The 23561-nt window shown below is 31.6% G+C and carries 24 protein-coding genes and 1 pseudogene; 21 read left to right on the top strand and 4 right to left on the bottom strand.

What is annotated here, in order from left to right:
- The first annotated feature begins 110 nt into the window (after positions 1-110).
- The 9 genes from BUA21_RS13765 (at position 111) to BUA21_RS13730 (ending at position 7969) form a co-directional block, all read left to right on the top strand.
- The gene (locus BUA21_RS13765) at positions 111-782 is read left to right on the top strand and encodes a response regulator transcription factor (protein WP_072745403.1); all 672 of its coding nucleotides are present in this window, start codon (positions 111-113) and stop codon (positions 780-782) included.
- On the top strand, positions 772-1905 hold the full coding sequence (locus BUA21_RS13760) for a sensor histidine kinase (protein ID WP_072745402.1): 1134 nt from the start codon (positions 772-774) through the stop codon (positions 1903-1905). The genes BUA21_RS13765 and BUA21_RS13760 overlap by 11 nt, the downstream gene beginning before the upstream one ends.
- Positions 1906-2016: 111 nt before the next feature.
- Entirely contained in the window at positions 2017-2163 is a 147-nt protein-coding gene (locus BUA21_RS15350; RefSeq protein WP_199229093.1) for a CD1871A family CXXC motif-containing protein, read from the top strand.
- The gene (locus BUA21_RS13755; protein WP_072745401.1) at positions 2156-3067 is read left to right on the top strand and encodes a 4Fe-4S binding protein; all 912 of its coding nucleotides are present in this window, start codon (positions 2156-2158) and stop codon (positions 3065-3067) included. The genes BUA21_RS15350 and BUA21_RS13755 overlap by 8 nt, the downstream gene beginning before the upstream one ends.
- Positions 3068-3099: 32 nt before the next feature.
- Positions 3100-3675 carry a TlpA family protein disulfide reductase gene (locus BUA21_RS13750; RefSeq protein WP_072745400.1) on the top strand — a complete coding sequence of 192 codons (576 nt, stop codon included), beginning with the start codon at positions 3100-3102 and terminating at the stop codon, positions 3673-3675.
- Positions 3676-3686: 11 nt separating this feature from the next.
- Positions 3687-4514, top strand: a complete 828-nt coding sequence (locus BUA21_RS13745; protein ID WP_072745399.1) for a CPBP family intramembrane glutamic endopeptidase — start codon at positions 3687-3689, stop codon at positions 4512-4514.
- Positions 4515-4953: 439 nt separating this feature from the next.
- Positions 4954-5643, top strand: coding sequence for a response regulator transcription factor (locus tag BUA21_RS13740; protein ID WP_072745398.1), 690 nt, complete (start codon positions 4954-4956; stop codon positions 5641-5643).
- Between the two features lie 9 nt (positions 5644-5652).
- Entirely contained in the window at positions 5653-7104 is a 1452-nt protein-coding gene (locus BUA21_RS13735) for a sensor histidine kinase (RefSeq protein ID WP_072745397.1), read from the top strand.
- A gap of 208 nt (positions 7105-7312) precedes the next feature.
- Positions 7313-7969 carry a hypothetical protein gene (locus tag BUA21_RS13730; protein ID WP_072745396.1) on the top strand — a complete coding sequence of 219 codons (657 nt, stop codon included), beginning with the start codon at positions 7313-7315 and terminating at the stop codon, positions 7967-7969.
- A gap of 94 nt (positions 7970-8063) precedes the next feature.
- Here BUA21_RS13730 and tnpB read toward each other — a convergent pair whose 3' ends face one another.
- Positions 8064-8240 (bottom strand): IS66 family insertion sequence element accessory protein TnpB, encoded by a 177-nt coding sequence (tnpB, locus tag BUA21_RS13725; RefSeq protein ID WP_084604314.1) that lies wholly within the window; start codon positions 8238-8240, stop codon positions 8064-8066.
- A gap of 232 nt (positions 8241-8472) precedes the next feature.
- Here tnpB and BUA21_RS13720 point away from each other — a divergent pair, with 232 nt between their 5' ends.
- From BUA21_RS13720 to BUA21_RS13685, 8 genes and pseudogenes are all read left to right on the top strand, one after another.
- Entirely contained in the window at positions 8473-9192 is a 720-nt protein-coding gene (locus BUA21_RS13720; protein WP_159429115.1) for a CPBP family intramembrane glutamic endopeptidase, read from the top strand.
- 300 nt (positions 9193-9492) lie between these two features.
- Positions 9493-10389, top strand: coding sequence for a metal ABC transporter solute-binding protein, Zn/Mn family (locus BUA21_RS13715; RefSeq protein ID WP_072745394.1), 897 nt, complete (start codon positions 9493-9495; stop codon positions 10387-10389).
- Positions 10386-11186, top strand: a complete 801-nt coding sequence (locus BUA21_RS13710) for a metal ABC transporter ATP-binding protein (protein ID WP_072745393.1) — start codon at positions 10386-10388, stop codon at positions 11184-11186. The genes BUA21_RS13715 and BUA21_RS13710 overlap by 4 nt, the downstream gene beginning before the upstream one ends.
- Before the next feature lies 1 nt (position 11187).
- Positions 11188-11994: a metal ABC transporter permease gene (locus BUA21_RS13705; protein ID WP_072745392.1), complete on the top strand. Its 807-nt coding sequence runs from the start codon at positions 11188-11190 to the stop codon at positions 11992-11994.
- Positions 11995-12041: 47 nt separating this feature from the next.
- Entirely contained in the window at positions 12042-12482 is a 441-nt protein-coding gene (locus BUA21_RS13700) for a Fur family transcriptional regulator (protein ID WP_072745391.1), read from the top strand.
- Positions 12475-13464, top strand: a complete 990-nt coding sequence (locus tag BUA21_RS13695; protein ID WP_084604313.1) for a CobW family GTP-binding protein — start codon at positions 12475-12477, stop codon at positions 13462-13464. Before BUA21_RS13700 ends, BUA21_RS13695 begins: the two co-directional genes overlap by 8 nt.
- Before the next feature lie 15 nt (positions 13465-13479).
- Positions 13480-15105: pseudogene (locus tag BUA21_RS15125) on the top strand (permease).
- Between the two features lie 12 nt (positions 15106-15117).
- Positions 15118-15957, top strand: coding sequence for a TIGR03943 family putative permease subunit (locus BUA21_RS13685; RefSeq protein ID WP_072745389.1), 840 nt, complete (start codon positions 15118-15120; stop codon positions 15955-15957).
- Between the two features lie 343 nt (positions 15958-16300).
- Here the strand turns inward: BUA21_RS13685 and BUA21_RS13680 are convergent, their stop codons facing one another.
- From BUA21_RS13680 to BUA21_RS13670, 3 genes are all read right to left on the bottom strand, one after another.
- Positions 16301-16969: a class I SAM-dependent methyltransferase gene (locus BUA21_RS13680; RefSeq protein WP_072745388.1), complete on the bottom strand. Its 669-nt coding sequence runs from the start codon at positions 16967-16969 to the stop codon at positions 16301-16303.
- A 762-nt stretch (positions 16970-17731) separates the two neighbouring features.
- A complete protein-coding gene (locus BUA21_RS13675) occupies positions 17732-18643 on the bottom strand; it encodes a helix-turn-helix domain-containing protein (RefSeq protein WP_072745387.1) in 912 nt (303 codons plus the stop codon).
- Between the two features lie 161 nt (positions 18644-18804).
- Positions 18805-19692, bottom strand: coding sequence for a LysR family transcriptional regulator (locus BUA21_RS13670; RefSeq protein ID WP_072745386.1), 888 nt, complete (start codon positions 19690-19692; stop codon positions 18805-18807).
- A 124-nt stretch (positions 19693-19816) separates the two neighbouring features.
- Between BUA21_RS13670 and BUA21_RS13665 the strand changes: the two genes are divergently transcribed.
- The 4 genes from BUA21_RS13665 to tnpA all read left to right on the top strand — a co-directional run.
- Positions 19817-21034 (top strand): cation:proton antiporter, encoded by a 1218-nt coding sequence (locus BUA21_RS13665; protein ID WP_072745385.1) that lies wholly within the window; start codon positions 19817-19819, stop codon positions 21032-21034.
- Between the two features lie 364 nt (positions 21035-21398).
- The gene (locus BUA21_RS14790) at positions 21399-21542 is read left to right on the top strand and encodes a hypothetical protein (protein ID WP_158281655.1); all 144 of its coding nucleotides are present in this window, start codon (positions 21399-21401) and stop codon (positions 21540-21542) included.
- Between the two features lie 210 nt (positions 21543-21752).
- Positions 21753-22958 (top strand): S8 family peptidase, encoded by a 1206-nt coding sequence (locus BUA21_RS13660; protein ID WP_072745384.1) that lies wholly within the window; start codon positions 21753-21755, stop codon positions 22956-22958.
- A gap of 375 nt (positions 22959-23333) precedes the next feature.
- Positions 23334-23561, top strand: a 228-nt coding sequence (gene tnpA / locus BUA21_RS13655) for an IS66 family insertion sequence element accessory protein TnpA (RefSeq protein ID WP_200796569.1), incomplete at its 3' end; no start/stop codon positions are given.

Raw genomic sequence — 23561 nt, 5'->3', positions numbered from 1 at the left:
TTCCAAAAATATACATATAGTTTATTATTTTTATGCTATAATATATTTTGAGTAATTATACATTGTGAAGAACATTCCCATGAGCTCTACTTATTTGCAGAGGTGATAAAATGAAGATTCTAATTGTAGAAGATGAAAAAGAATTATTAGAAACAATTGCAGACGGGTTGCGTTTATCCGGATATGCTGTTGACACTGCCATGGATGGTGTAACAGCGGAAGAAATGTGCTATGTAGAAACCTACGATTTAATTATATTGGACATCAATCTTCCAAAAATGGATGGCTTTTCTGTATTGAAAAAAGTCCGTGAGTATAACAAGGTTGTTAATATAATTATGCTTACAGCTCGTTCAGAAGTTGCAGACAGGGTGAAAGGATTAGACCTTGGGGCGAATGACTATCTGATAAAGCCTTTTCATTTTGAAGAACTGGAAGCCAGAATACGCTCTTTGCTTCGCCGAAAAGCAGTGCAGGAAAACACGGTTCTACACTGCGGTGAATTGTCATTTGATACAATCAGTAGGATTGCATATGTTCATGGTGATGGAATCAAATTGACAGGAAAAGAAACTGGGATTCTTGAATATCTACTGTTGCATTCGGGACAGTATGTCACTCAAGAAGAATTATTCGAGCATGTTTGGGATAGTGAAGCGGACAGTTTCAGCAATGCTGTTCGTGTTCATATGTCAGCCCTGCGGAAAAAGCTAAAAGAGAGCACAGGTAGAAATATGATTACTAATGTAATTGGAAAGGGGTATTTGATCAGTGAAGAGTAAAAAAACATTTCCTTTTCAAAAGTCAATCGTGTTCAGGCTTTTAATATCTGTAATACTGATTTTTATTGCCATGACAATACTCTCAAACTTTGCTATCAGCAAACGACAAGAGACGTTAATGAGTGAAATGGGAGAGGAATTAGAAAATGTGCTTGTGGACTCACAAGAAAATGATATTTTGCTTCTGATTGTGGATAATGCTCAGCTCAAGTCAACTACTGAATTTCAAATGTATTCTTTTTCTATAATGATTGCAACTATCCTGCTTGGTTCGTTGGCATTTTTCCTTATTATCATGCATGTAATTAAGCCTTTGAAGGTTCTGACAGAAAAAGTTTCTTTAATTGATATTGATAATGTGGAGAGCCTACGCAATGAGATCGTAATGTCTAAAGGCGGATATGAATTGGAGGAGCTTTCCAAGAGCTTTGACGCAGCACTGAATAAGATCTATGAAAGCTACGAAAAGCAAAAACAATTCAGTGCAAATGTTGCTCATGAACTTCGTACTCCGTTAGCAGTACTCCGTACAAAAATTGATGTTTTCAAGAAAAAGCAGGGCCATAAGGATGCAGAAATTGAATACTTTATTTCCACCATGGAAAACAATGTGACCCGACTATCAGAGTTGGTAGAGGGTATTTTGTTTTTGAGCAGAGATGCCCAGCCCCAATATTCACAGGTAAATGTACGATCACTTTTAGAGGAAATACTGCTTGATGTAGAAGATAAGGCAAAAGAAAAAGAAATTAGTATGACAATTAAAGGTGAAGATGTTGTAGTTTTGACAGATGATATGCTCCTGGAAAGGACATTGCTAAATTTGATAGATAACGCTATCAAGTATAATGTGGAGGGTGGCTATGTTGAGGTGTCGTTATCCGAATCCGAATCGGAAGTAGTAATTCAGGTTGCTGATACTGGGATTGGGATTTCAGATGAAAAAAAGAAGCATATTTTTGATTTGTTTTATCGCATTGAGGAATCAAGAAGCCGAGTTACAGGAGGATATGGTATCGGGCTAGCTTTGGTGCAAAATATAATTACAAGATTGGGTGGAAGCATTTCGGTATCAGACAATATCCCTCAAGGAAGCATATTTCAAGTTGTATTCAAGAAATAAATATCGAATTTCAAGACAGCTTGCCTTTATTGGCAAGTTTTTTTATAGAAAAATCTTTCTTAACAGAAACTTTATACCCTGTTTGTTAAACTAAGCATATGAGGTGATAGCATGGATGAAAAAAAGAAAAGAGAAATAAGATTTGGAGTTCTTATACTGGCTTTTAGTTTCATTGTATATGGGGCTCATAGGGGCGAAGTGAGCACAGTATTCTCCAAGGCTATACGTATTTGTTTGGAGTGTGTCGGAATTGGGTAAGCCATTTAAAATAATTAAAGAAAAGAATATATTCTCTCATCTGAGAGCAAGGCGTAGCTGGGTTCAGGCTTTTGCAACATTATTTACCAATATACATCTTCCTAATTTTATGAGCGGGAAGATTTATACGGGCAGTGGTAAAAAAATGTGTGTGCCAGGACTAAACTGTTATTCCTGTCCAGGAGCTACCGGTTCATGCCCTATTGGTTCTTTTCAGGCCGTAGTAGGTTCCTCAAAATTTAACTTCGCCTATTATATTACGGGAATTTTGATCCTGTTCGGGGTCTTGGTCGGCAGATTGATTTGTGGGTTCTTCTGTCCGTTCGGTTGGTTTCAGGATTTGCTCTATAAGATTCCTACTAAAAAGTTTAGTACCAAAAAACTAAAAGTTCTTCGGTATTTGAAGTATGTCATATTGATTGTGGTCGTATGGTTTATGGGAGTGTTTTTAATTGATAAGTCAGGAATAGCACCTCCTTATTTTTGTAAGTATATTTGTCCACAGGGCATATTGGAGGGTGGCATTCCTTTGGCACTTGCCAATCCTACAATTCGAAACACCTTAGGAAAGTTGTTTACATGGAAGTCTTTTATATTGATTTCTATTTCTGGGCTGTCCATTATTTTCTATCGCCCGTTTTGTAAATGGATTTGTCCTTTAGGTGCATTTTACTCTCTCTTTAACAAGATATCTTTTTACAAATATCATGTTGATAAAGATATCTGCATCTCATGCGGTAAGTGTAGTAGAGTCTGTAAAATGGATGTAGATATTACAAAGTGTCAAGATTCATTAGAGTGTATTCGTTGCGGAGAATGTATAAAATCGTGTCCAACTGGTGCGATTTTTACATCTTTATCTCATGGCGACAAATTTAAAACTAAACAAAAAGAACAAGCATAAAAAACATATCAATTAAAGGAAAGGTGAATAAAATGAAAAACACATTAAAAAAACTCTTGATTATGATAATGGCAATCATGCTTATTGGATCACTAACAGCATGTGGAAGTCAAAAGGATAACGTTAAAAACCAATCATCAAATACAAGTATATTTCCCAATTTTAATGCAACAGATTTTCAAGGAAATCAGTTTACACAGAATATGTTCAAGGACAATCCTGTTACGGTATTAAATATATGGTTTACAGGATGTCAGGCTTGCGTAAGTGAAATGCCACAGCTTGAGACATTAAGCAAAGAACTTAAAGAAAAAGGTGTCGCTTTAGTTGGTGTGTGTATAGATGATGTAAGTATGGATAAAACCATTTATGCACAGGCAGAAAAAATCTTAAAAGATAATAATATTACCTACCCTAATTTGATTATGGAACATGGCGAAGAAATTGACAATTATTTGAACAATATCTTTGCTTTTCCAACTACACTTTTGATTGACAGAGAAGGCAATATTATCGGGGAACCAATTGTTGGTTCTATTGACAATCAAAAACAAATTGATGATTTGAACAATCGTATTGATAAAATCATTGAAAATGACAAGCAGTAAGGAGGCACAGTATGAAAACAAATGCTAAAACAGGAAAGATAATTGGATACATTCTTTTAATTATTCTAATGGTGATTAGCAGTTTATTTCTTGAAAACCTACTACTAATGGGAACCTATGCTTTGCTCATGGATGTGCTTAAAATTTCACCACAGATCTTAATGCAGCAAGATATTTGGATAGAAATTGTTGTAAATACTATAATGCTTGGTATATACTTTGGTATTTACCAGATGGTATTTGGGAAAGAAAAACAGGAAAACAGTATTGGGCTGACACCGAAATATGTTGGACAATCGATTGTTATGGGATTAGGCGTAGCAGGCATCTCTTTCTTATGGCTGACATTTGCAGAAAAGATTCCTTCATTTTCAGAAAGTATGAGTATTTTAGCAAAAGCTGAATATGCAATGAGGGGCTTAAATCCAGCAATCATCATTTTGCTTATCGTAATTTTGGGTCCCATTTTGGAGGAACTGGCTTTTCGTGGAGTAATATTTCGTTCTTTGGGAAAAATAAAAAAAGGCTGGTTTCCAATAATTGTTTCCGCTTTACTGTTTGGTTTGTGCCATATGATTTTTGTCCAATCAGTTTACACTTTCGTGTTTGGATTAGTTGCCGCTATTATATATGAAAAGACACGCAATATTCTATATCCCATTCTGTGTCACATGGCTATTAATCTAATGTCTGCCATATCAGGCATGATACCAAAAGGTATTGGAGAAATGATAATTAACATTGTCGCAGTAATTATGATTGTTCCTATGGGCTATTTCTTATATAAGATGTTGCGAAGAACAGAAAATGTTCAGCAAACTGCACCACAGCAATTTTAATGCTTTAGCAAATAGCATTGTCCATAGCACCGACTTATTTTCACAATAGGTCGGTGCTTTTGACATATGTGAATCAATTTTAGAAAGAAGCTTATCTACAGCACTAAAAACTACAATACAAATGCGTCAAGGGCGAATTGATGGGTTTAACAGAAAATATTACATCTGCGTTAAGGACAAGTATGGTAGAAATCAACCTATAGTTATGAAAACTTTTTTCTGATTTTAACGGTGGAATGTAGATTTGAGGGTCATGAAAAAGCAAAAGCTTTTTATAAAAGAACAATATCATTATTTAACCAAAAGCAATATTTGAAATCATAATTATATTATTATACAATTAAATGCATAGAATAAAGTTTTGTATTGATAAAAAATGCGATTGTTAAGAATATTATCTGCCTAAAAATTGCAAAATTAAGGGGGGCAAAAATGATATATGAGTTATTTAATTTATGTAGCGGATGATGAAAAAAATATAAGACAATTAATACAATCTTTTTTAGAAGATGAGGGCTTTATGGTCAGACTATTTGAGACTGGAGATGCGCTACTATGTGAGTTTGAAGAGACACCTGCTGATTTAGTTATATTGGATGTCATGATGCCGGGAACAGACGGATTTAGCATTTGTTCATCCATTCGTAAGAAGTCAGATGTCCCGATTATTTTGCTTACTGCTCGTGGAACTGATGCGGATTATGTTACAGGTTTTACATTGGGTTGCGATGATTATTTTGCCAAGCCTTTTTCTCCCATTAAATTGACCATGAGAGTTAAAGCAATTTTCAAACGAATATCAAAAGAGAAAGAAAAAACAACAAATGAGAAATTGAACTTTGGTGATATTGTGTTATATCCCATGCAAAAAACAGCATATTGTAAAAATGAGGAACTAAAACTTACTAATACAGAGTATTCACTACTAAGTTATTTGATTGAAAATAAGGACAAAGCAATTTCTCGTGAAGAGTTGCTCAATGTAATATGGGGTTATGATAGTTTTGTAGAAACAAGAGTTACCGATGATACAATAAAAAGGTTGCGAAAAAAAATACTTACTCATAATAGCAATGTATCCATTGAGACGGTTTGGGGATTTGGATTTAAGTTAAGTCTGAAAGATTAGGCGATAATAATGAAAATAAAACGAAGAAAAAAAGTAAAAAAATTAAAGTTAAGTCTATTTTTAATCCCATCCAGTGTAATACTTATAGCATTTTGTTTAATATTAGCAACATTTAATATTCTCATTCATCAACATATAGAGAAGTTAACTGCCAAAGAAATCAATAGAGAGTTTGAATTCTATGACATATATTACTATGGTTCTAATTACTTAAACAATCATCAAAATGATGGAAATGACAAAAATGATGCGGAGTTTTTCATTACAGTGTACTATGCTATACTTGATGAGAACTACAATGCTCTAATACCAAATGATCAGTTATATTCAGAATTGGAACAAGAAAGAATACAAGTAATTGCAAAATACTTCAGAGAGAATCGCAATATTATTAGTAAGGATCAAGCAATTATGTTAAAGCATGATTGTAATACTTTTTACATCAAACCCAAAGTTTATCACGGAAAGTCTGATGGATATTGTGTTTTAAAGGATACTTCTCATGAAGCAAAGGACTTTACTGTAATTGTATATGCCAATATAACACCAATGCAAAATTTCGTTGACTTAATACACAAAATATTGGGTTTACTAATGATCTTGTCAGGAATTGTTTCAATCTTTGTTATCTTACGAATGACAAAAAAAATTGATAATTCTTTCAATAAGTTAAAAAAATATATTATAGACGTAGGCGAGCGTAAGGTTTTAGAAGAACTAGATGTATTAGATTATCGAGAATTTAACGATGTTGCAAAAACAGTACAAAAAATGTCAAAAATGATAGACCAAGCTGAAGAAAGTCAAAAACAGTTTTTTCAAAATGCATCACATGAATTACGTACTCCTCTCACGTCAATACAAGGATATGCAGAAGCCATTGAATCAGGTGTCATCAAGGATAATAAAAAATCAGCAAGTATCATAATCAATGAAAGTAAAAAAATGTCATCTTTAGTGGATGAAATCTTATTTTTATCCAGAATGGATATGGATCATAGAAAAATGAATCAAGAAATAATTGAACTAAAAGAGTTGATATACGATTGCTCTTGGAGAATTAAAGGTAATGCTGATAAAAGAAACCTGAATATTGAACATGTTTTTCTTGAAGATAATGCATATATATTTGGAGATGAACAACGTTTGGAGAGAGCTTTTTTAAATGTTATTTCCAATGCTATACGTTATGCAAAAACAACAATTAAAATTATTTGTGAGGGTAAAGAAAAGAATATTGTTATATCAATTATTGATGATGGAAATGGAATATCTAATAAAGATTTGCCACATATTTTTGAACGATTTTATAAGGGGGAGGATGGAAACTTTGGAATAGGATTATCGATCACTAGGGAGATAATAAATGAACACGGAGGAAATATTGATGTAATTTCTCAAAAAGGTAATACAAAATTTGTTATTAGTATTCCAAAATATAAATGGAAGAACTTTGCCTAGCTATGTATCATAGATTTAGGAGAAAACCATACAATTATACAAATTTACTTAATACAATTTTGCCACATATCTGCCACAAACTTGATACAGTTTTAAGAATATTTTTCCCAAATGTTTTGTTTATAATAAATACAGATGGTAAGTTAAGACAGAATTCTTAACAATATAAAACCACCTAAAATAAAATTAAGAGGAGATGCTAAACAAAATGTTAAATCAAAAAGCAAAAATTCTAATAGCAGGTATGCTGACTGTGGCAACAGTAATTGGAGGACCTAGTATTAAAAGTGAAGCAAGTATGTTAAAAGATGTGAATTCCAAAGAAATAGTATCTATTCAGACCATAGATACTTCTAATCAACCTAACATCACAAAACGTTTCGGAGAAATGAATTTCTTGAGTCAAAGTGAAAAACAAAGGTTGATTGATGAGAAAAATGCTGTTAAACCGTATTACAATAAAATTGACAGTCTTGAAAAAGAAATTCGAAAAATAAGCGACAATATTATGAAAGACGCAAGCGAAATACTTAAAGAATATGATTCAATTGTATGGGCAAATATGACTTTGTGGATGAAGTTAGATTCTGAAGTTCCAGAAATCTCTTATGATAAACTTCCTAGCAATACAGAGCGTATCAAGACATCGAAAGTACTTACAAAGAGTGAAAAAGAAATTTTGAAAAATGATGCTAAACGCTTGGATGAAATTGATGCTGAAATCCAAAAATATTACGATAAGGTAGAAAAAGCAACAGCTACTTTGAGCAAACAGATTGATGCAGAGTATGCAAAGCTTGAAGCCATTTATCAAAAGAATAGTGATATTTGGCAAAAGATTCATAAAAATATGGATGGTAAATAGAATATAATACAGTATTACTTTGATAACAAAAACTAGTTATTTAGCAGAGAATTTTAAAATCATATAAATATTAAAAAATTGAGGATGCGTGTTACTATGATTTTAGGTTCGTAGAAGCATACATCCTCTTTTTATAAACAAAGAGACTACTTGAAAAAGGATCAAGATTGAAACTTTCCTGTACAAGAACAGCTAATCCATCAATGGACTTTCTAAGATCTGTTGCTTCTAATGTTAGATAGACATGCTCTATACAATTTATGTTTAACATTGTGAAAGTATTCTCATAATATCTCTAAAAGTATCTGGCTCAAATCCTTGGAAAGAGTAAATAGTAATATTTTATTATTATTTCTTAAGAAACTTAGCATTATGAATGCGATATAATCTATTTTTTTTTATAAAGAAGGGAATGAGAAATCGTGAAAAATAAATATATAAAGTCTACTTTTTTCGTATTTCTAGCATTAGTGTTTTATTTTAGCTCCAAAAAACTATCAATTATGCTTTCGTATGCACTCTACTATATATCGGACGTGCTGTCTGTGCCGAGGGACTTTTTTGTTAACAAAGAAAACCTTGTATATATTATAGTGAATTTAGTGTTAATACTGGTTTTCGGTTTAATATATCTAAAGTTTGTTAGACAAAAAAATGCACCTAAAATCAAAGTCAATAAAGGTAAAGGTATAGCTTTATCTTTTGTGATAGGAACTGGAGTTGCGGGTCTAGCGATGGTATGGTTAATTTTTGTTGATGATGTCCTATCAAAAATTAATTTCATTGGGCAGAGTATGGAAGCTCACAACAGCGTAAGCTCTTCAATTGAACAGGGAGCATATATCTGGTTGTTCCTAGCTGCTTGTATAGTTGGTCCAATTATAGAGGAACTAGTGTTTAGAGGTTTAATATTTAATTGCTTAGAGAGAAGTTTTTCAAAAGCTTTGCCAGCGATTATCATTTCGGGTATTGCATTTGGCATGTGGCATGAAGTTTTAGTACAAGGTGTTTATGCTTCATTTATGGGAATTGTGTTAGGGATAATTTACTATAAAACAAGAGATCTCAGGTGGACGATTTTAATACACATGATAAATAATATAATATCTACATTACCACCAGCCATAAGCGATTCATCTTTTGCAGATAATCTTAATTTGTTCTGTGTGGTTATGATATTTCCAATGCTCTTTGTAATGCATAAAGTAATAAAAACAGTTTGAGTAAATAGCAAGTCATAAAATGATTTGCTATTTTTTTGATTACTTTAATATATGTTAAGTCGAGCAGAAAGCTGCATAGGGACGTTTTGTTTGACACTAATTAGATAGGATTTTAAAAGATTATTAAATTTATAGGTAAATTTAATAGTTGAATTGTATGAATACAATGATATAGAAAAATAAATTGAGGTAGAATCCAATTTATAGAACACTTGACATTTCATTTCTAATTTAATATAATCAATATTGCAAATGCGAATGATTAGCATTTGCAATAAAGAATGATAAGGAGAGTGCAGAATGAAAAAAACAAGTTTATCAAGTATTGTAGTATTGATAATAGTTGTTTTAATGTTGTCTATGATGGTAGGTTGTGCAAATAAAGAAACTACTACAGATACTAACAAAGATACTAAAGAAAAACCGATCGTAGCGGTATCCATTGTACCTCAGAAAACCTTTGTGGAAGCAGTATGTGGTGATATGGCAGAGGTAATAGTCATGGTTCCACCAGGAAACAGCCCAGCAAATTATGAACCGACTCCTAAAGAGATGGAGCAGTTCAGCAAGGCAAAATTGTATTTTGCAGTAGGAGTACCTACAGAGGAAGCTAACATTTTGCCTAAAGCATCTGAAATAAATGGAATGAAGATTATTAAGCTTCAAGAGGATGTATCAAAGATATACGCTGATAGGGAGTTGGTTCCTGGGAAAAGGGACCCTCATATCTGGCTTTCACCTAAAAGAGCTATAGTGATGGTGCAGACTATCGCACGTGAAATGGGTGAATTTGATCCAATAAACAAAAACAAATATGAAGAGAATGCACAGAGATATATAACGGAACTTGAAAATTTAGATAAGCAAATACAGAAGACATTAGAGGGTGTTAAGGATAGAAAGTTTATCGTATTCCATCCAGCCTTTGGTTATTTTGCAGATGATTACAATCTTCAGATGTATGCTCTGGAACAGGATGGCAAGGAAGCAACTCCACAAAGATTAAAAGAAATGATAGATTTGGCGAAAAAAGAGAATATTAAAGCTATTTTTTATCAAGCTGAAATTTCTAGTAAACAGGCTGAATCTTTTGCTGAAGAAATAGGTGGTAAAACAGTTCAGTTAGCACCTCTTTCGCCGAACTACATAGATAATCTGAAAGGTATGGTTGAGCTTATGTCGGAGGTTATGCAATGAGTAATACAAGAAATGTTAATAATATAGATTATCATGATAAAGCAGTTTGCATTGAAAACTTGACGGTTAAGTATGGAGAAACACTTGCAATTGCAGGTGTTTCTCTTAATGTTGAAGATGGAGATTATCTGGGTATTATCGGACCTAATGGCGGTGGGAAAACTACCTTGCTTAAAGCAATTATTGGTTTGGTGCCTCCAGCATCTGGGGAAATAGTTATATATGGTAAAAAAACTGGTAAAACTAGACGATTACTTGGTTATGTACCCCAAGTTACAGCGCTTGACAAAAGCTTTCCTATTACTGTTCATGAGGTTGTTCTGACAGGTATGCTTAATCCTTCATTTACTCTATTCCACAAATATACCCAAAGTGATATGGAAAAAGGTGACGAATTGCTTGAAAGAGTGGGCATCTATAATCTTAGGGGGAGAATGATTTCTGAGTTGTCAGGAGGAGAATTTCAAAAAATGCTTATAGCAAGGGCACTGGCAGTTGACCCGAAGCTTTTGTTGCTTGATGAACCTACAGCAAGTGTAGATGCAAACTCTAGAGAACAGATATTTTCTCTATTAAATGAGCTTAATAAGAGTATGACGATTATCTTGGTAACTCACGATCTTCTTGCTGTATCTTCTTATGTAAAAACTCTAGCATGTCTTAATGGTAAGTTGGTTTATCATGGAGAAGCCGAGTTGAATGAAGATGTGGTAAATGCCTTATATGGATGTCCCATAGACCTTATAGCACATGGTGTACCACATAGGGTATTAAAAAAACATAAGGAGGACGAGTGATATGCTATTATCTTTATTCCAATACCAATTTTTTCAGAACGCAGTTATTGCAAGCATTTTTGCTAGTATTGTATGTGGTATTATTGGAGTGATCATTGTTGAAAAAAAGCTTGTAATGATGAGCGGAGGAATAGCTCATACTTCTTACGGAGGGGTAGGATTAGGATATCTTCTTGGTTTTGAGCCTATTATAGGTGCCTTTTTAATATCTGTATTAGCTGCTTTGGGAATAGGATATATCAAGAGAAAGGGTGGTACACGTTCTGATGTTGTTATTGGACTCTTTTGGTCTTTGGGTATGGCCCTTGGAGTTTTATTTGTTGCATTAATGCCTGGATATCCACCGGATTTATCTTCTTATCTATTTGGAAGTATATTGTCGGTAACCAGAGTTGATCTCTATTTAATGGCAGCTTTTACACTGATAGTAGTCGTTGTTATAACAATATTATTTGATTATTGGAAATCTTATATGTTTGATGAAGAATTTGCATCTATTCTTGGAATAAAGACTGGATTCCTTGAATATCTGCTCTTTATATTAATTGCAATGTCAGTTGTAGTATTAATACGTGTTGTTGGAATTATTCTGGTTCTTGCTTTATTTACAGCACCAACAGCTATAGCTGGATTACTGGTAAAAAATTTGAAGTTGAGGATGGTATTGTCAATAATTATAGGTAGTTTTTTTTGTTTAACTGGGCTATGGATATCATATATATTAAATGTTGCATCAGGTGCATCTATAGTTATTCTTTCAGCCATAAGCTATTTGGTTGTTTATATAGCTAAGTTCGTATTAAAATAAGATAAATCAGTTTATAGAAGATTTATGTACTTTAGGGAGGTGATTACTTGGAAAACAATAATTATAGAGAGATATTTATAAAAAATAATATTAAAACAACAAAACAAAGGGAAATAGTTTTTGACATATTAATGAATTCTAATGTGCCACTATCAGCAAAAGAAATTTTTATAAAGCTTGTGAAAAAGGGAAATAACATGAGTCTTTCTACTATCTACAGAATTCTTGATGTATTTGTTTCCAAAGGATTGGTGGTAAAAAGTAATATATCTAAGAATAATAAGGCTGTATACGAAGTAAAAGGAATGGAGCATAAGCACCATTTAGTCTGTGATTGTTGTGGAAAAATATTAGTATTGGATAATTGTCCCTTAGAAGGATATGAAAGATCCTTAGAGGAAAAGACAATGTTTGACATTACTAGTCACAAGCTTGAGTTTTTTGGTATTTGTCCTGAGTGTAAGATAAAAATAGAAGGGAATGTTTAAAATGACAAAAATAGATATTGTTTCTGGGTTTTTAGGTGCTGGGAAAACAACATTAATTAAAAAACTATTAGAAGAAAAATTTTCTACTGAAAAAGTTGTAATTATTGAGAATGAATTTGGAGAAATTGGCATTGATGGTTCATTGCTAAAAAAGTCAGGAATTGAGGTTAAAGAATTAAACTCTGGATGTATTTGCTGTACTCTAGTAGGTGATTTTGAAAAAACTATCCGAGAGGTTATTTATAAATTTAAGCCTGAAAGAATCATAATTGAACCATCGGGAGTAGGCAAGTTGTCGGAAGTTTTAAAGGCTTGTGAAGCGTTAGGATTGAAGGGAACTCTTCAAATTAATATGTTGATAACCGTAGTGGATGTGTTCAAGTATGAAATTTATCTTGCCAATTTTGGTGAATTCTTTCAAAACCAAATTAAGTATGCTAGAACCATTATTCTTAGCAGAACCCAAAAAGCACCTCAGGAAAAGCTGGAGAAGGTAGTAAACTCTATTCGGAAGCTAAATGATAAAGCTAATATTGTAACAACACCATTAGAAAGCTTAAAGGCAGAGCAAATTATAGCGGTTGCAGAACAGGATGCTACAGTATCTCTTGAAGAACAAATCAAGAAGATGATATTGAAGGAGAAAATACATTCAGATTGCTGCAAATGTGATTATGAGCATCAGCATCATCACAGTGCAGATGAGGTCTTTGAAGTATGGGGAATGGAGACATCGAAGATATTTACTGAAGCAAGATTGAAGAGCATTGTTGCTATGCTGGAGAATGACGACGATTTTGGGTTTATATTAAGAGGGAAAGGATTTCTGCAGGTTGATAGTAGGTCATGGGTTCAGTTTGATTATGTTCCTGGAGAGACAAAGATAATGAGGGTTAGTCCAGATTACACTGGAAGAGTATGTATAATCGGCAAGAATCTAAACAAAAATAAGCTTGAAAGACTATTTCATGCTACAGCGTAAGGTAGGGTTGAGGAAATGAAAACACGGGTTGATATTGTTACAGGATTTCTGAACTCCGGAAAGACAACTTATATAAATGAATTGCTTCAAGATGAGAATTTGCTAGGTGATAAAATTGTTGTTATACAATGTGAAAATGGTGAAATTGGTATTGAAAGTACTGTTTTCAAAGATGATATAGTTTTTATAAATGCCCTTGAAGAGCAAAAATGTTTGGATGCTAATTATTTTGAAGGAATTATTGAAAAATATTTTCCAGATAAAATAATTATTGAGTATAATGGAATGATTGAGGTTGAAAAAGTTTTAACTTTATTTGAAAAGCATTCAGTGAGAAAAAAGTGTTTCATTGGAAATATCGTATGTTTAGTGGATGTTTTAACCTTTGAAGTTTATATGAATAATCTTGGAAGTATATTGAGAAATCAAATTACTTTAGCGGACCGAATTGTTTTAAACAAGATAACTGATAATCAAGAGGAAAAGTTGAAAAAGCTAGAAAAAAGTATAAGAGAAATTAATAGGAAAGCAGATATATTTAAGGTAGCTTTATATGATGATAAATTCCTGAAAAGTCCAAAACCTGATGTTGAGGCTGCTTCTATTTACAGCTCTAATTTTAGTGTAAATCTATCAGATATTTTTCCTAGTATGTTTTTTATGTTTGTAATTGCATATTTAATTTTTTCCGTGATTAGAGCTTTTGAAGTTAATGCAATTGATATAGATTTTTCGGGATTTGAAGCATTTAATATGATATTTATAGGTATGTTAATACAGGCCTTTCCTTTTATGTTAGTTGGAATGTTTGTATCATCTATTATACAGGTTTTTATTTCCAATGAAACTATTGTAAAGATTTTTCCTACAAAATTTGGACTGGGGTTTTTAACTGCAATGTTTGGAGGCATTTTATTTCCTGTATGTGAATGTGCAATTGTACCAGTGACTGTGCGTCTGGTTAAAAAAGGAGTGGCCTTACCTGTTGCAGTGACGTTTATGTTATCTGCGCCTATTATAAATCCTATTGTTATAGCATCAACATTATATGCTTTTCCAGGATGACCAGAAATAGCATTCTACAGGATATATTTTGGTCTTATTATTGCTCTTGCGGTAGGTCTTACATTAATGTTTTTTCCTGAGACAAAAACTGCGCTACTTGATGAAACAGGTAGATTTACATGTGATTGCATATATTGCAATATGGAAGCGAACCATAAGCAAGGGATTGGTGAAAAGATACGAATTATGTTTTTGCATGCTGGCGAGGAGTTCTTTAGTGCGGGTAAATATCTTGTTTTGGGAGCATTTTTGACAAGCTTTATACAAACTATAGTGCCAAGAGATATTTTTTCAGAGTTATGGGTAAAAGATGGATTGGCTCTTGTTGTGATGATGGCGACAGCTTTTTTGTTTTCTGTATGTTCTACTTCAGATGCTTTTATTGCACGAAGCTTTTGGGATAGGTTTTCAACTGGATCAATTATGGGATTCCTTGTATTTGGACCTATGATGGATATTAAGAATCTTATTATGTTGTTTGGAAGCTTTAGAAAGGCATTTGTTATTAAACTTGTACTAGTTATTACTATCTTATCGTTTGTGTTGCTTTATTTCCTAACATTTTTATTAATGTAAGGTGGAGGTATTATGAAAATTATGAAAACAAGAAACTATAATATTGATGCTGCTTTTAAAGTTGTAGTATTGTTGGGTTTTGCATTGTTTTTCTTTTTAACAATACAATCTGGACAGGTCTTAAAATATGTACATCCAAGAAATGTACCATTTATAAAATTTGCAGTAATTGCTATGGTATTGATCTCTATTTTTTTTATCCCAGAGGTGTTTAAACCACAAAGAATTAAAGTAAGTTCAATACCACTTCTATTTTTTATTTTGCCACTTATAATGGCATTTCTGTTGCCAACACAGAGCTTTAACTCAGATTATATATCTTATGGAGACTTAAAGTTACAAGGAAATTCAGGAAACGTAGATAACCCTGAGATAAAAACTGAGTATTCAGAAGAGGATGAATATAATGAGGATATTTATATAGATGAATATTCAGATGCGGAAAATAAGAATATTATTGAGTCAAATAGAAATGAACTTCAATTAATTGATGAAACCATAATAATGGATAATGACAATTATGTAAGATGGATACAGGAAATATATGAAAACATAGAAAAATACAATGGAAAGAAGATTCAGGTTAGTGGTTTTGTATTCAAAGATGAACAATTTGAAGACAATGAATTTGTATCTGCAAGAATGATGATGGTCTGCTGTGCTGCTGATATGCAGCCAATAGGATTTCTGTGTAGATATGATAATGCAGCGGAGCTAAAGGTAGATACTTGGATAAGAGTGTATGGTACTATTGAAAAGGGCGAATTCAATGGGAATGTTATACCCGTTATTGAAGCAGATAAAGTTGAAAATACAGAAAAACCAGAGTTTGATTATGTATATCCTTTTTAATCTATTTATGATTGAAACACACTAATTACACTAAATTCATGAGATTATTGTACGCTTATCTTAGAGGTTGAATCAACTAAGATAGTTAGTTCAGAAATACAAATGAAATTGTTCGCATATTGCAAGTCGTTTTATGGTGAAATTACAAGAGGAAATAAGTAAAAAGATATTATAATGTATTATGTTGCAGGATTACTTAAATATGAGGTTGAAAAAGCATTTATAAATGAAAAAATAGCTGATATTTATTACAAGGCACATGGAAGGTGTAACACGGATTGTGAGGGAGTGAAACGACATGTCAAAGTGCTCTATCTGCTTGGGTATTTTTCCACTTACTTTATTAGGTCTTATGGACGATTAGAAACATGCTAGACTCATCTACTTCTTGCACTTGATAGGGGTACCCCAACTCTTTGCCAATTTTTTCAAAATCCTCGGGCCAGTGGATTGTCGCCTTAAATCCCCCTTTGCATATAATCACACCGTTTTTGGTTTTGGTATAGTCAATTTCCCCTAAAAGCCCTCTGGAAGCCTGCTCCTCAAACCATTTCAGACGAAAATCCCAAAACTTAGTACTGTAACTGCTGAAATAAGCCGTTCCACCGGGTGCCACTTTATCAAGAATTTTGTGAATGACAGTGGAATCAGCACCCATGGCAGACAATCCGTTTTGCAGGCACAAAATAACATCAAAGGGCTTAGAAAATTTTATCTGATGAACATCCATCACAACTATACTCGCGTTGGGATAGTCTTTGAGATATTCCTTGCCTAACTCAACACTTTCCACCGAGATATCTATCCCGATAATAGATTTGCAGTAGGGAGCCAATTCCTTGATAATTCGACCGTATCCGGCTCCAAGCTCTAAAACATTTTGTGTGTTTGATAGATTTTTCTTGACAAAATCTATTTCTGCTTGTAAGTACTGCTTGACACGTGGAATTTGGGTATCGTATACTTGATACAATTTTTTGGAATTTAATTTTTCAGCATAGTAATTGTCCATACTTCTTATCCTTTCTCCACATGGTCTTTTCATGATAAATTAGAGTTAAATAGATATAATTCTTAATAAAAAACAAATATAGCTTTAAAGGTTGCTTAGTATAGTTATGTTAATTTTAGTTGCTCATATTAGTACAATGTAAATTATATAAAATTTTTATAAATATTACAATAGTTGTTTAAAAAGGTTAGACGTAAGGTCTTTTGTATGTGGGAACATATCAGTGCAGAACAATTAAGCAGCTTTGATTTTTATTAGAAAGTCATTGATAAAAAGTCTTTTGGTGATATGTAGATAGATATAAAGAAGATGAATCTGATGAGATTACTGCTATTTATTAAAACAGAAAAGCTTGGAAAAGAATATCATGAAGATTTTGATGGCATATTTACTGATAAAGTTTATATAATTCAGATAAATTTCATATATTAAAAATCTCACAGATTACTGAAACAATATATCAAAAAATGTTTAAAAATAAAATCGAGATAAGAAAATTATAAAATATCAGTTCAAAAGAAATATTACATTTAAAGGTAAAATATAAGTTTAAAACAAAATGATACCTAATACTTAAAGTTAAAGACTTAAATAATAAATGGAAGTTCATAAGAAAAATAGTATAAGGAATGTCTCTTGCTAGAAGAGCTATAAAAAAGTGTGAAATAATAATTGCTCATATTATAGATGATGAGACTGTAAATATTGTAAGAATCAGTTGGGATTAGAAAATATATTTTTGATTAATTTATGCAATTTGCTCTATAAATAAATGCCAAAAACTTCCTTGCAATTATTTATTATAGTATTTTTCAGCTTGTCTTGTCCAAAGGCCTTACATAGATATATAGAAGTTTTAAGGGATTCTATATATTCTTCTTTATTTAACTTATATTCAGCGATCCCTTTTCCATAATATAGAAGGCTTAAGCCATTTAAGTTTCTAGTTTCTTGACAAGATTTAATGGCCATGATAGAAAATTTTAATGCTTTTTCAAAATCTTTATTTCTTGTATAAGCACCAGCTAAATTGTAACATAATTTAGGGTAGATTTCATCATCAGTATCCACTGCGTTTATACAGAATTCCATTATCTTTATATATTTTTCCTTATGATTTAATTTATTTAATACAAAAGCCATATTCATCAATATTCTTATTTCCATAGAAGAATATACAAATGAATCATAATCATCTAAGTTGAAGGTAGGGGTGGTTATTTTAATGGCTTCTACTAATTTATTAAGAATTATATTATTTTTCGGGTTATCGTTATATAGAATGATTGATTCAGTAAGAAGAATTAATTGTGTAATAAGATTTTTATAATACATATTTTTAGTAGAAGATAATAAATTGTTCAATTCTTTAAATTCACTATGCAAAGTATAGAATTCCCCACCATCTAATTTTGATTCTATTCGATTTTTAATTTCATAAAAGACTGAATAATCATCAAACCTATATTCAAGGAGTAAAGCAATTAAATCTTCTTTGAAGATAGGGGATAAAATCTCTAAAGTATCAAATTTAGGTATTACTTTACCTTTTTCAATTCTTCTAATAGTTACGACATCTATATATGTCGATTCTGATATTTCCTTTTGAGTAAGGTTTAAACTTTTTCTTATTTCTTTTATTTTTTTCCCAAATAAATCAAGATTATAAATCAAAAAAGCACCTCCTAAACAAGAATTTCAATAATATCCAAGCGACATCAAAGTTGCTTGTAAAAGATTCTATAATACAGTTTCTATGTTCTAAAGGTCATTCCTTTTTATGCTTGTTTTTAATCAAAACTATTATAAAAAGGATGCTTTTATTTTGTAATCATTTACATACCTAAATTGTAAATACGCCTTATATCCTTTAGTACTTGAGTGTGCTTAAAATCATGATGATATACCATGTTTATTTCTCTAACCATATTTAAATTTTCAATTGGTACGACAACTAATTTTCCAGAAGCCTCCTCTTCTTTAATTGCACTATGTGCCATTATAGACACACCTAAATTAGATGCTACAAGTTCTTTTATAGCTGTAATATTATCAATTTCAATAACAATATTAAAGTTTTTAATATTTTCTGAGTGACTTAGAAGATGATTTTCAAATAATATTCGAGTACCTGCATTTGAAGAACGTAAAATAAACTTTTCTTTTTTTAATTCAAATAGACTTACACTTTTCTTTTTGGCAAATTTATGTTTTGGTGAAACTATAAGGCATAAATAATCTGTGTCTAAAAGTATGGAAGTATATTTTTTATTTGAAATATTTCCTTCAATTATAGCACAGTCTAGCTCGTAGGATTGTAGCATATCATAAATATTTTTTATATTATCAGTAACAATATTTATATGTACTTTTGGATTTTCTTTACAATAAGTTGCAAAAACTTGGGATACTAAATATTCGCCCATAGTGGTAGTTATGCCTACGGTAAACCTTTTAATGGATTTTTTGCTATCTTCAATAGCTTGCATGGCGTTATCAGATAGAGCTACAATTCTTTTGGCGTACTTGATTAAAATTTCTCCTTCAGGTGTTGGTTTTAACTGCTTTTTATTTTTATAAAAAATTTTAATTCCATATTCTTCTTCTAAAAGTTTAATGTGGTGACTTACTGCTGGCTGCGTTAAAGATAAAACCTTAGCAGTCTTAGTATAATTTCCAATATTAGCCAAGGTTAATAAAGTCATAATTTTTGAATCTATCATGTGGAAAGCCTCCTATAAAAAATGCATTATAAATTTAATTTATCATTTGCTAAAAAATTATAATTAGATTTTATCACTATTTATTAGTATAATCAAATATGAATGAAAAAGGAGTCGACAATATATGAGTAATATCTTATTAAATGTAAATAGTAATACTGCAGTTGTTCTTAGTCTTTCAATTATACTATTTTTTGGTTTTTTTATAACTAGGATAACTAAAAAGTTAAAATTGCCTAATGTAACAGGCTATATAATTAGCGGGATTTTAATAGGACCCTATGGACTGAATCTTATTCCTAGTTTTATAATTTCTAATATGGAGTTTGTAACAGATGTAGCATTAGCTTTTATTGCTTTTGATGTAGGAAGATTTTTAAAACTATCTATTATTAAGGAAAATAGTTCTCAAGTCTTTATTATTACTCTTTGTGAATCTTTAGTAGCTGCTTTTTTAGTTACGATAATAATGATTTTTGTTTTTAAACTTCCAATATCATTTTCTATTTTGTTAGGAGCTATAAGTGCTGCAACAGCTCCAGCTTCTACCATCATGACTATAAGGCAATATAAAGCAAAAGGAAGTTTTGTAAATATGATTCTTCAAGTAGTAGCTTTAGATGATATAGTAGCTTTAGTTGCATTTAGTATTTGTAGTTCTGTAGCACAGGCGTTAAGTTCTAATGAGAAATTAAATTTGGAATTGTTTATAGAGCCAATTTTGTTAAACTTAGCAGCAATAGGATTAGGAATAGTGTTAGGATTTATATTAAATAGATTAATAAATTCTAAAAGAACAGATGACAATAGATTAATATTAGCAATTACTATGATTTTAACAATGACTGGCTTTTGTGCTGCATTTGATATTTCACCATTATTATCATGTATGGCTTTAGGAACAACATATATTAATATTAGTAAAAGCTCAAAATTGTTTAAACAATTAAATAACTTTACACCTCCAATACTAACTATATTTTTTGTGCTAGCTGGTATGAGATTGGACGTGCCATCATTAGCAACAGGAGGAATAATAGGAGTTACTTATTTTATAGTACGTATAATTGGAAAATATATAGGAGCATATATAGGAGCTAGTTTAAGTAATGCAGAACCAGAGATACGTAAGTATCTTGGTTTAGCTTTAATACCACAGGCGGGAGTATCTATTGGATTAGCATTTTTAGGTCAAAGAATATTACCTTCAGATATGGGAGTACTACTTTCAACTATTATTTTATCTTCATCTATATTATATGAAATAGTAGGGCCTATATCCGCAAAGACTGCTTTACATCTTGCAGGTTCTATTCATTCAGATGATATTGAAGATAAATGAGCGTCAAATTCATCTCACATTTTAAAGAAATGCTTTCTATTTAACAAGAAAAGGGATAAATATTCAAAGAAACACAGTGGGCATCCGTTGTTTTTGAAAATCAGTGGGTGAAAAAAATTTCTATTTTCAAAGTTTCCTAAAGGTGCAAAGTCTCTGTCATAGTTTACAGTATAATAGAGATGGGAAAAGCAAATAATTTAAATCCATGGTCTTCATCTTTACTAGGTGGAGGCTATTTTATGCTTACAAAGAAAGTGTGAAAAAGCGACATCAAAGTTGCTTGTAAAAGATTCTATTATTTTATATTATAGAGTAAAGAGTTAATATAGTAAAGGGTTAATATGGTAAAGGAGGAGGGGCGATTATGAGAAAGAAATTAGCAGTGATTATAATGCTGATTACAATGGTTTCAGCATTTATATTAAACTTTGGACAACCTATGAAGTATATAGTTGAAAATGACGGAATAATTGAGTGGCATAGTTATGGCGAAGAAAAATTAGTATAATCTAGAATATTAAACTTGTTTTCATTGATTTATCCCAATAATTTGTAATAATATAGTTATTTTGTCATTACATTATTACCATATATATAAAAAAGTTATTTAATTTTGTTTTTTATTCCTAAGTTGGGGACAGGTGGAGAGATATAAAAAATTATAACTACAGTATTTTATTTCAGGGGGAAAACTATAATTATAAAAGGGGGATTTAAAATGAAGAGACTTTTAGCTATTCTATTAAGTTTGGTAATGAGTTTTATACTTGCTGAGTCTCAAGTTTATGCAATTCCAGAAAACCAAAATTTAGAAAAACAAGAATATTTAGTACAATTCGATGTTTCTTCATATAAAGGCTTATCCGAAGATGCCATTAATACAGAATTTAAAAATGTCTTAAATTCTATAAATATTGAAGAAGTAGATATTTTAAAGGCATACCATTTACTTCCAGTTTATTGTGTAAGGTTAAGCGAAGAACAGGCGCAAGTTCTTAAAGAGCTTTCTATTGTAAAAGCTGTTGAACCCAATTATAAGGTTAAAGCATCTGAACCAATAACTCAGATGATTGAATCTGAGGAAGTGAAGCCATTACAAGATACAATACCATGGGGAATAGAAAGAGTTCAGGCTACAGATGCTCATTATTATGGTTACTATGGAAGTGGTATCAAAGTTGCTGTACTAGATACAGGAATTGATGGAGGACATTACGATTTATATGTTAGGGGAGGATATTCAGTATTTAACGATAGCCCATATTATGATGGATATGGTCATGGTACACATGTTGCAGGGATAGTAGCTGCATTAGAAAATTCGTATGGAGTTTTAGGTGTTGCACCTGATGTTAGTTTGTATTCAGTAAAAGTATTAGGTAATGATGGATATGGTTCTATTTCAGGAATTGTTGAAGGAATTGAATGGGCAGTAAATAATAATATGAATGTCATAAATATGAGTTTAGGCTCTTCTTCTTATTCATCAATATTTGAGGACTATTGTAACTATGCATATAATTCGGGTCTTTTAATAGTAGCAGCTGCAGGAAATAGCGGGAATTCATATGGAACTGGTGACTCAGTGGAATATCCTGCGAGATATTCTTCAGTTATGGCAGTAGCGGCAACAGATTATTATGATAAACGTGCTTCATTTTCATCTACTGGTTCTGATGTTGAAATAGCTGCTCCAGGTGTAGATATTTATAGCACGTATCCAGATAATAATTATGCGTATATGAGTGGAACATCTATGGCTTGCCCACATGTAGCTGGAGCTGCAGCATTGGTTTGGTCAGCAAATCCAAATTTAACGAATATACAAGTGCGACAAAAATTAGTTAATAGTGCTAAATATTTGGGGAATAGATATCATTATGGTGCAGGATTGGTACAAGCATATAATGCTATCTACTATTAAGGCAGGTATTAATACAAAAGATAAAAATTTTTGCATTATAATTAAGTAACCAGGAACCTGTTCCTATGGCATTATAAATTAGTTTTATTTAAAGGAATAAGCCTTAGTTTGATTAATTTTGTTTCAATATAATCAAATTAAGGTATTATTTTTTATTTAAAATATTTATAAATAGAAATCTTGCTTAACTTGGTAGTCTTTCGATGTTTGATATTTCATATTTATCAACAATATCACATAGTGAATAATTTCGTAAAAAGTAATTTAAAAAAGCAGCTTCTTTTAAAGTAAGCGTCAAATCCACCCCACATTTTAAAGAAATGCTTTCTATGAGATAATACCTTTAAACATCACCAATAAGGGAGGTTATCTCAAATGACTGAAGAAGAAAGAAAACTTTGGACTAAAAGAATCGAAGATTATAGAGCCAGTGGTTTAACCGCTATTAAATGGTGTGAAGAAAATAATATTTCTGTCCATATGCTCAGATATAAGATTACTCAATTTAACAAAGAAAAGAAACAAACACTCAAAGAAACACAGTGGGCATCAGTTATTCCTGAAAAACCAGTAGCTGAAAAAGAAACTTATCCATCATTAAAG

It is taken from the genome of Sporanaerobacter acetigenes DSM 13106, assembly GCF_900130025.1.
GTDB classification, from domain to species: domain Bacteria; phylum Bacillota; class Clostridia; order Tissierellales; family Sporanaerobacteraceae; genus Sporanaerobacter; species Sporanaerobacter acetigenes.
This window is presented reverse-complemented; position numbering and strand designations above follow the sequence as displayed.

What these genes read in the sequence shown, in the direction of transcription:
- BUA21_RS13765 (WP_072745403.1), top strand. Translation starts at nt 111, where the DNA reads ATGAAGATTCTAATTGTAGAAGATGAAAAAGAATTATTAGAAACAATT.
- BUA21_RS15350 (WP_199229093.1), top strand. Translation starts at nt 2,017, where the DNA reads ATGGATGAAAAAAAGAAAAGAGAAATAAGATTTGGAGTTCTTATACTG.
- BUA21_RS13750 (WP_072745400.1), top strand. Translation starts at nt 3,100, where the DNA reads ATGAAAAACACATTAAAAAAACTCTTGATTATGATAATGGCAATCATG.
- BUA21_RS13745 (WP_072745399.1), top strand. Translation starts at nt 3,687, where the DNA reads ATGAAAACAAATGCTAAAACAGGAAAGATAATTGGATACATTCTTTTA.
- BUA21_RS13740 (WP_072745398.1), top strand. Translation starts at nt 4,954, where the DNA reads ATGAGTTATTTAATTTATGTAGCGGATGATGAAAAAAATATAAGACAA.
- BUA21_RS13735 (WP_072745397.1), top strand. Translation starts at nt 5,653, where the DNA reads ATGAAAATAAAACGAAGAAAAAAAGTAAAAAAATTAAAGTTAAGTCTA.
- BUA21_RS13730 (WP_072745396.1), top strand. Translation starts at nt 7,313, where the DNA reads ATGTTAAATCAAAAAGCAAAAATTCTAATAGCAGGTATGCTGACTGTG.
- tnpB (WP_084604314.1), bottom strand. Translation starts at nt 8,240, where the DNA reads ATGTTAAACATAAATTGTATAGAGCATGTCTATCTAACATTAGAAGCA.
- BUA21_RS13720 (WP_159429115.1), top strand. Translation starts at nt 8,473, where the DNA reads ATGCTTTCGTATGCACTCTACTATATATCGGACGTGCTGTCTGTGCCG.
- BUA21_RS13715 (WP_072745394.1), top strand. Translation starts at nt 9,493, where the DNA reads ATGAAAAAAACAAGTTTATCAAGTATTGTAGTATTGATAATAGTTGTT.
- BUA21_RS13710 (WP_072745393.1), top strand. Translation starts at nt 10,386, where the DNA reads ATGAGTAATACAAGAAATGTTAATAATATAGATTATCATGATAAAGCA.
- BUA21_RS13705 (WP_072745392.1), top strand. Translation starts at nt 11,188, where the DNA reads ATGCTATTATCTTTATTCCAATACCAATTTTTTCAGAACGCAGTTATT.
- BUA21_RS13695 (WP_084604313.1), top strand. Translation starts at nt 12,475, where the DNA reads ATGTTTAAAATGACAAAAATAGATATTGTTTCTGGGTTTTTAGGTGCT.
- BUA21_RS13685 (WP_072745389.1), top strand. Translation starts at nt 15,118, where the DNA reads ATGAAAATTATGAAAACAAGAAACTATAATATTGATGCTGCTTTTAAA.
- BUA21_RS13680 (WP_072745388.1), bottom strand. Translation starts at nt 16,969, where the DNA reads ATGGACAATTACTATGCTGAAAAATTAAATTCCAAAAAATTGTATCAA.
- BUA21_RS13670 (WP_072745386.1), bottom strand. Translation starts at nt 19,692, where the DNA reads ATGATAGATTCAAAAATTATGACTTTATTAACCTTGGCTAATATTGGA.
- BUA21_RS13665 (WP_072745385.1), top strand. Translation starts at nt 19,817, where the DNA reads ATGAGTAATATCTTATTAAATGTAAATAGTAATACTGCAGTTGTTCTT.
- BUA21_RS14790 (WP_158281655.1), top strand. Translation starts at nt 21,399, where the DNA reads ATGAGAAAGAAATTAGCAGTGATTATAATGCTGATTACAATGGTTTCA.
- BUA21_RS13660 (WP_072745384.1), top strand. Translation starts at nt 21,753, where the DNA reads ATGAAGAGACTTTTAGCTATTCTATTAAGTTTGGTAATGAGTTTTATA.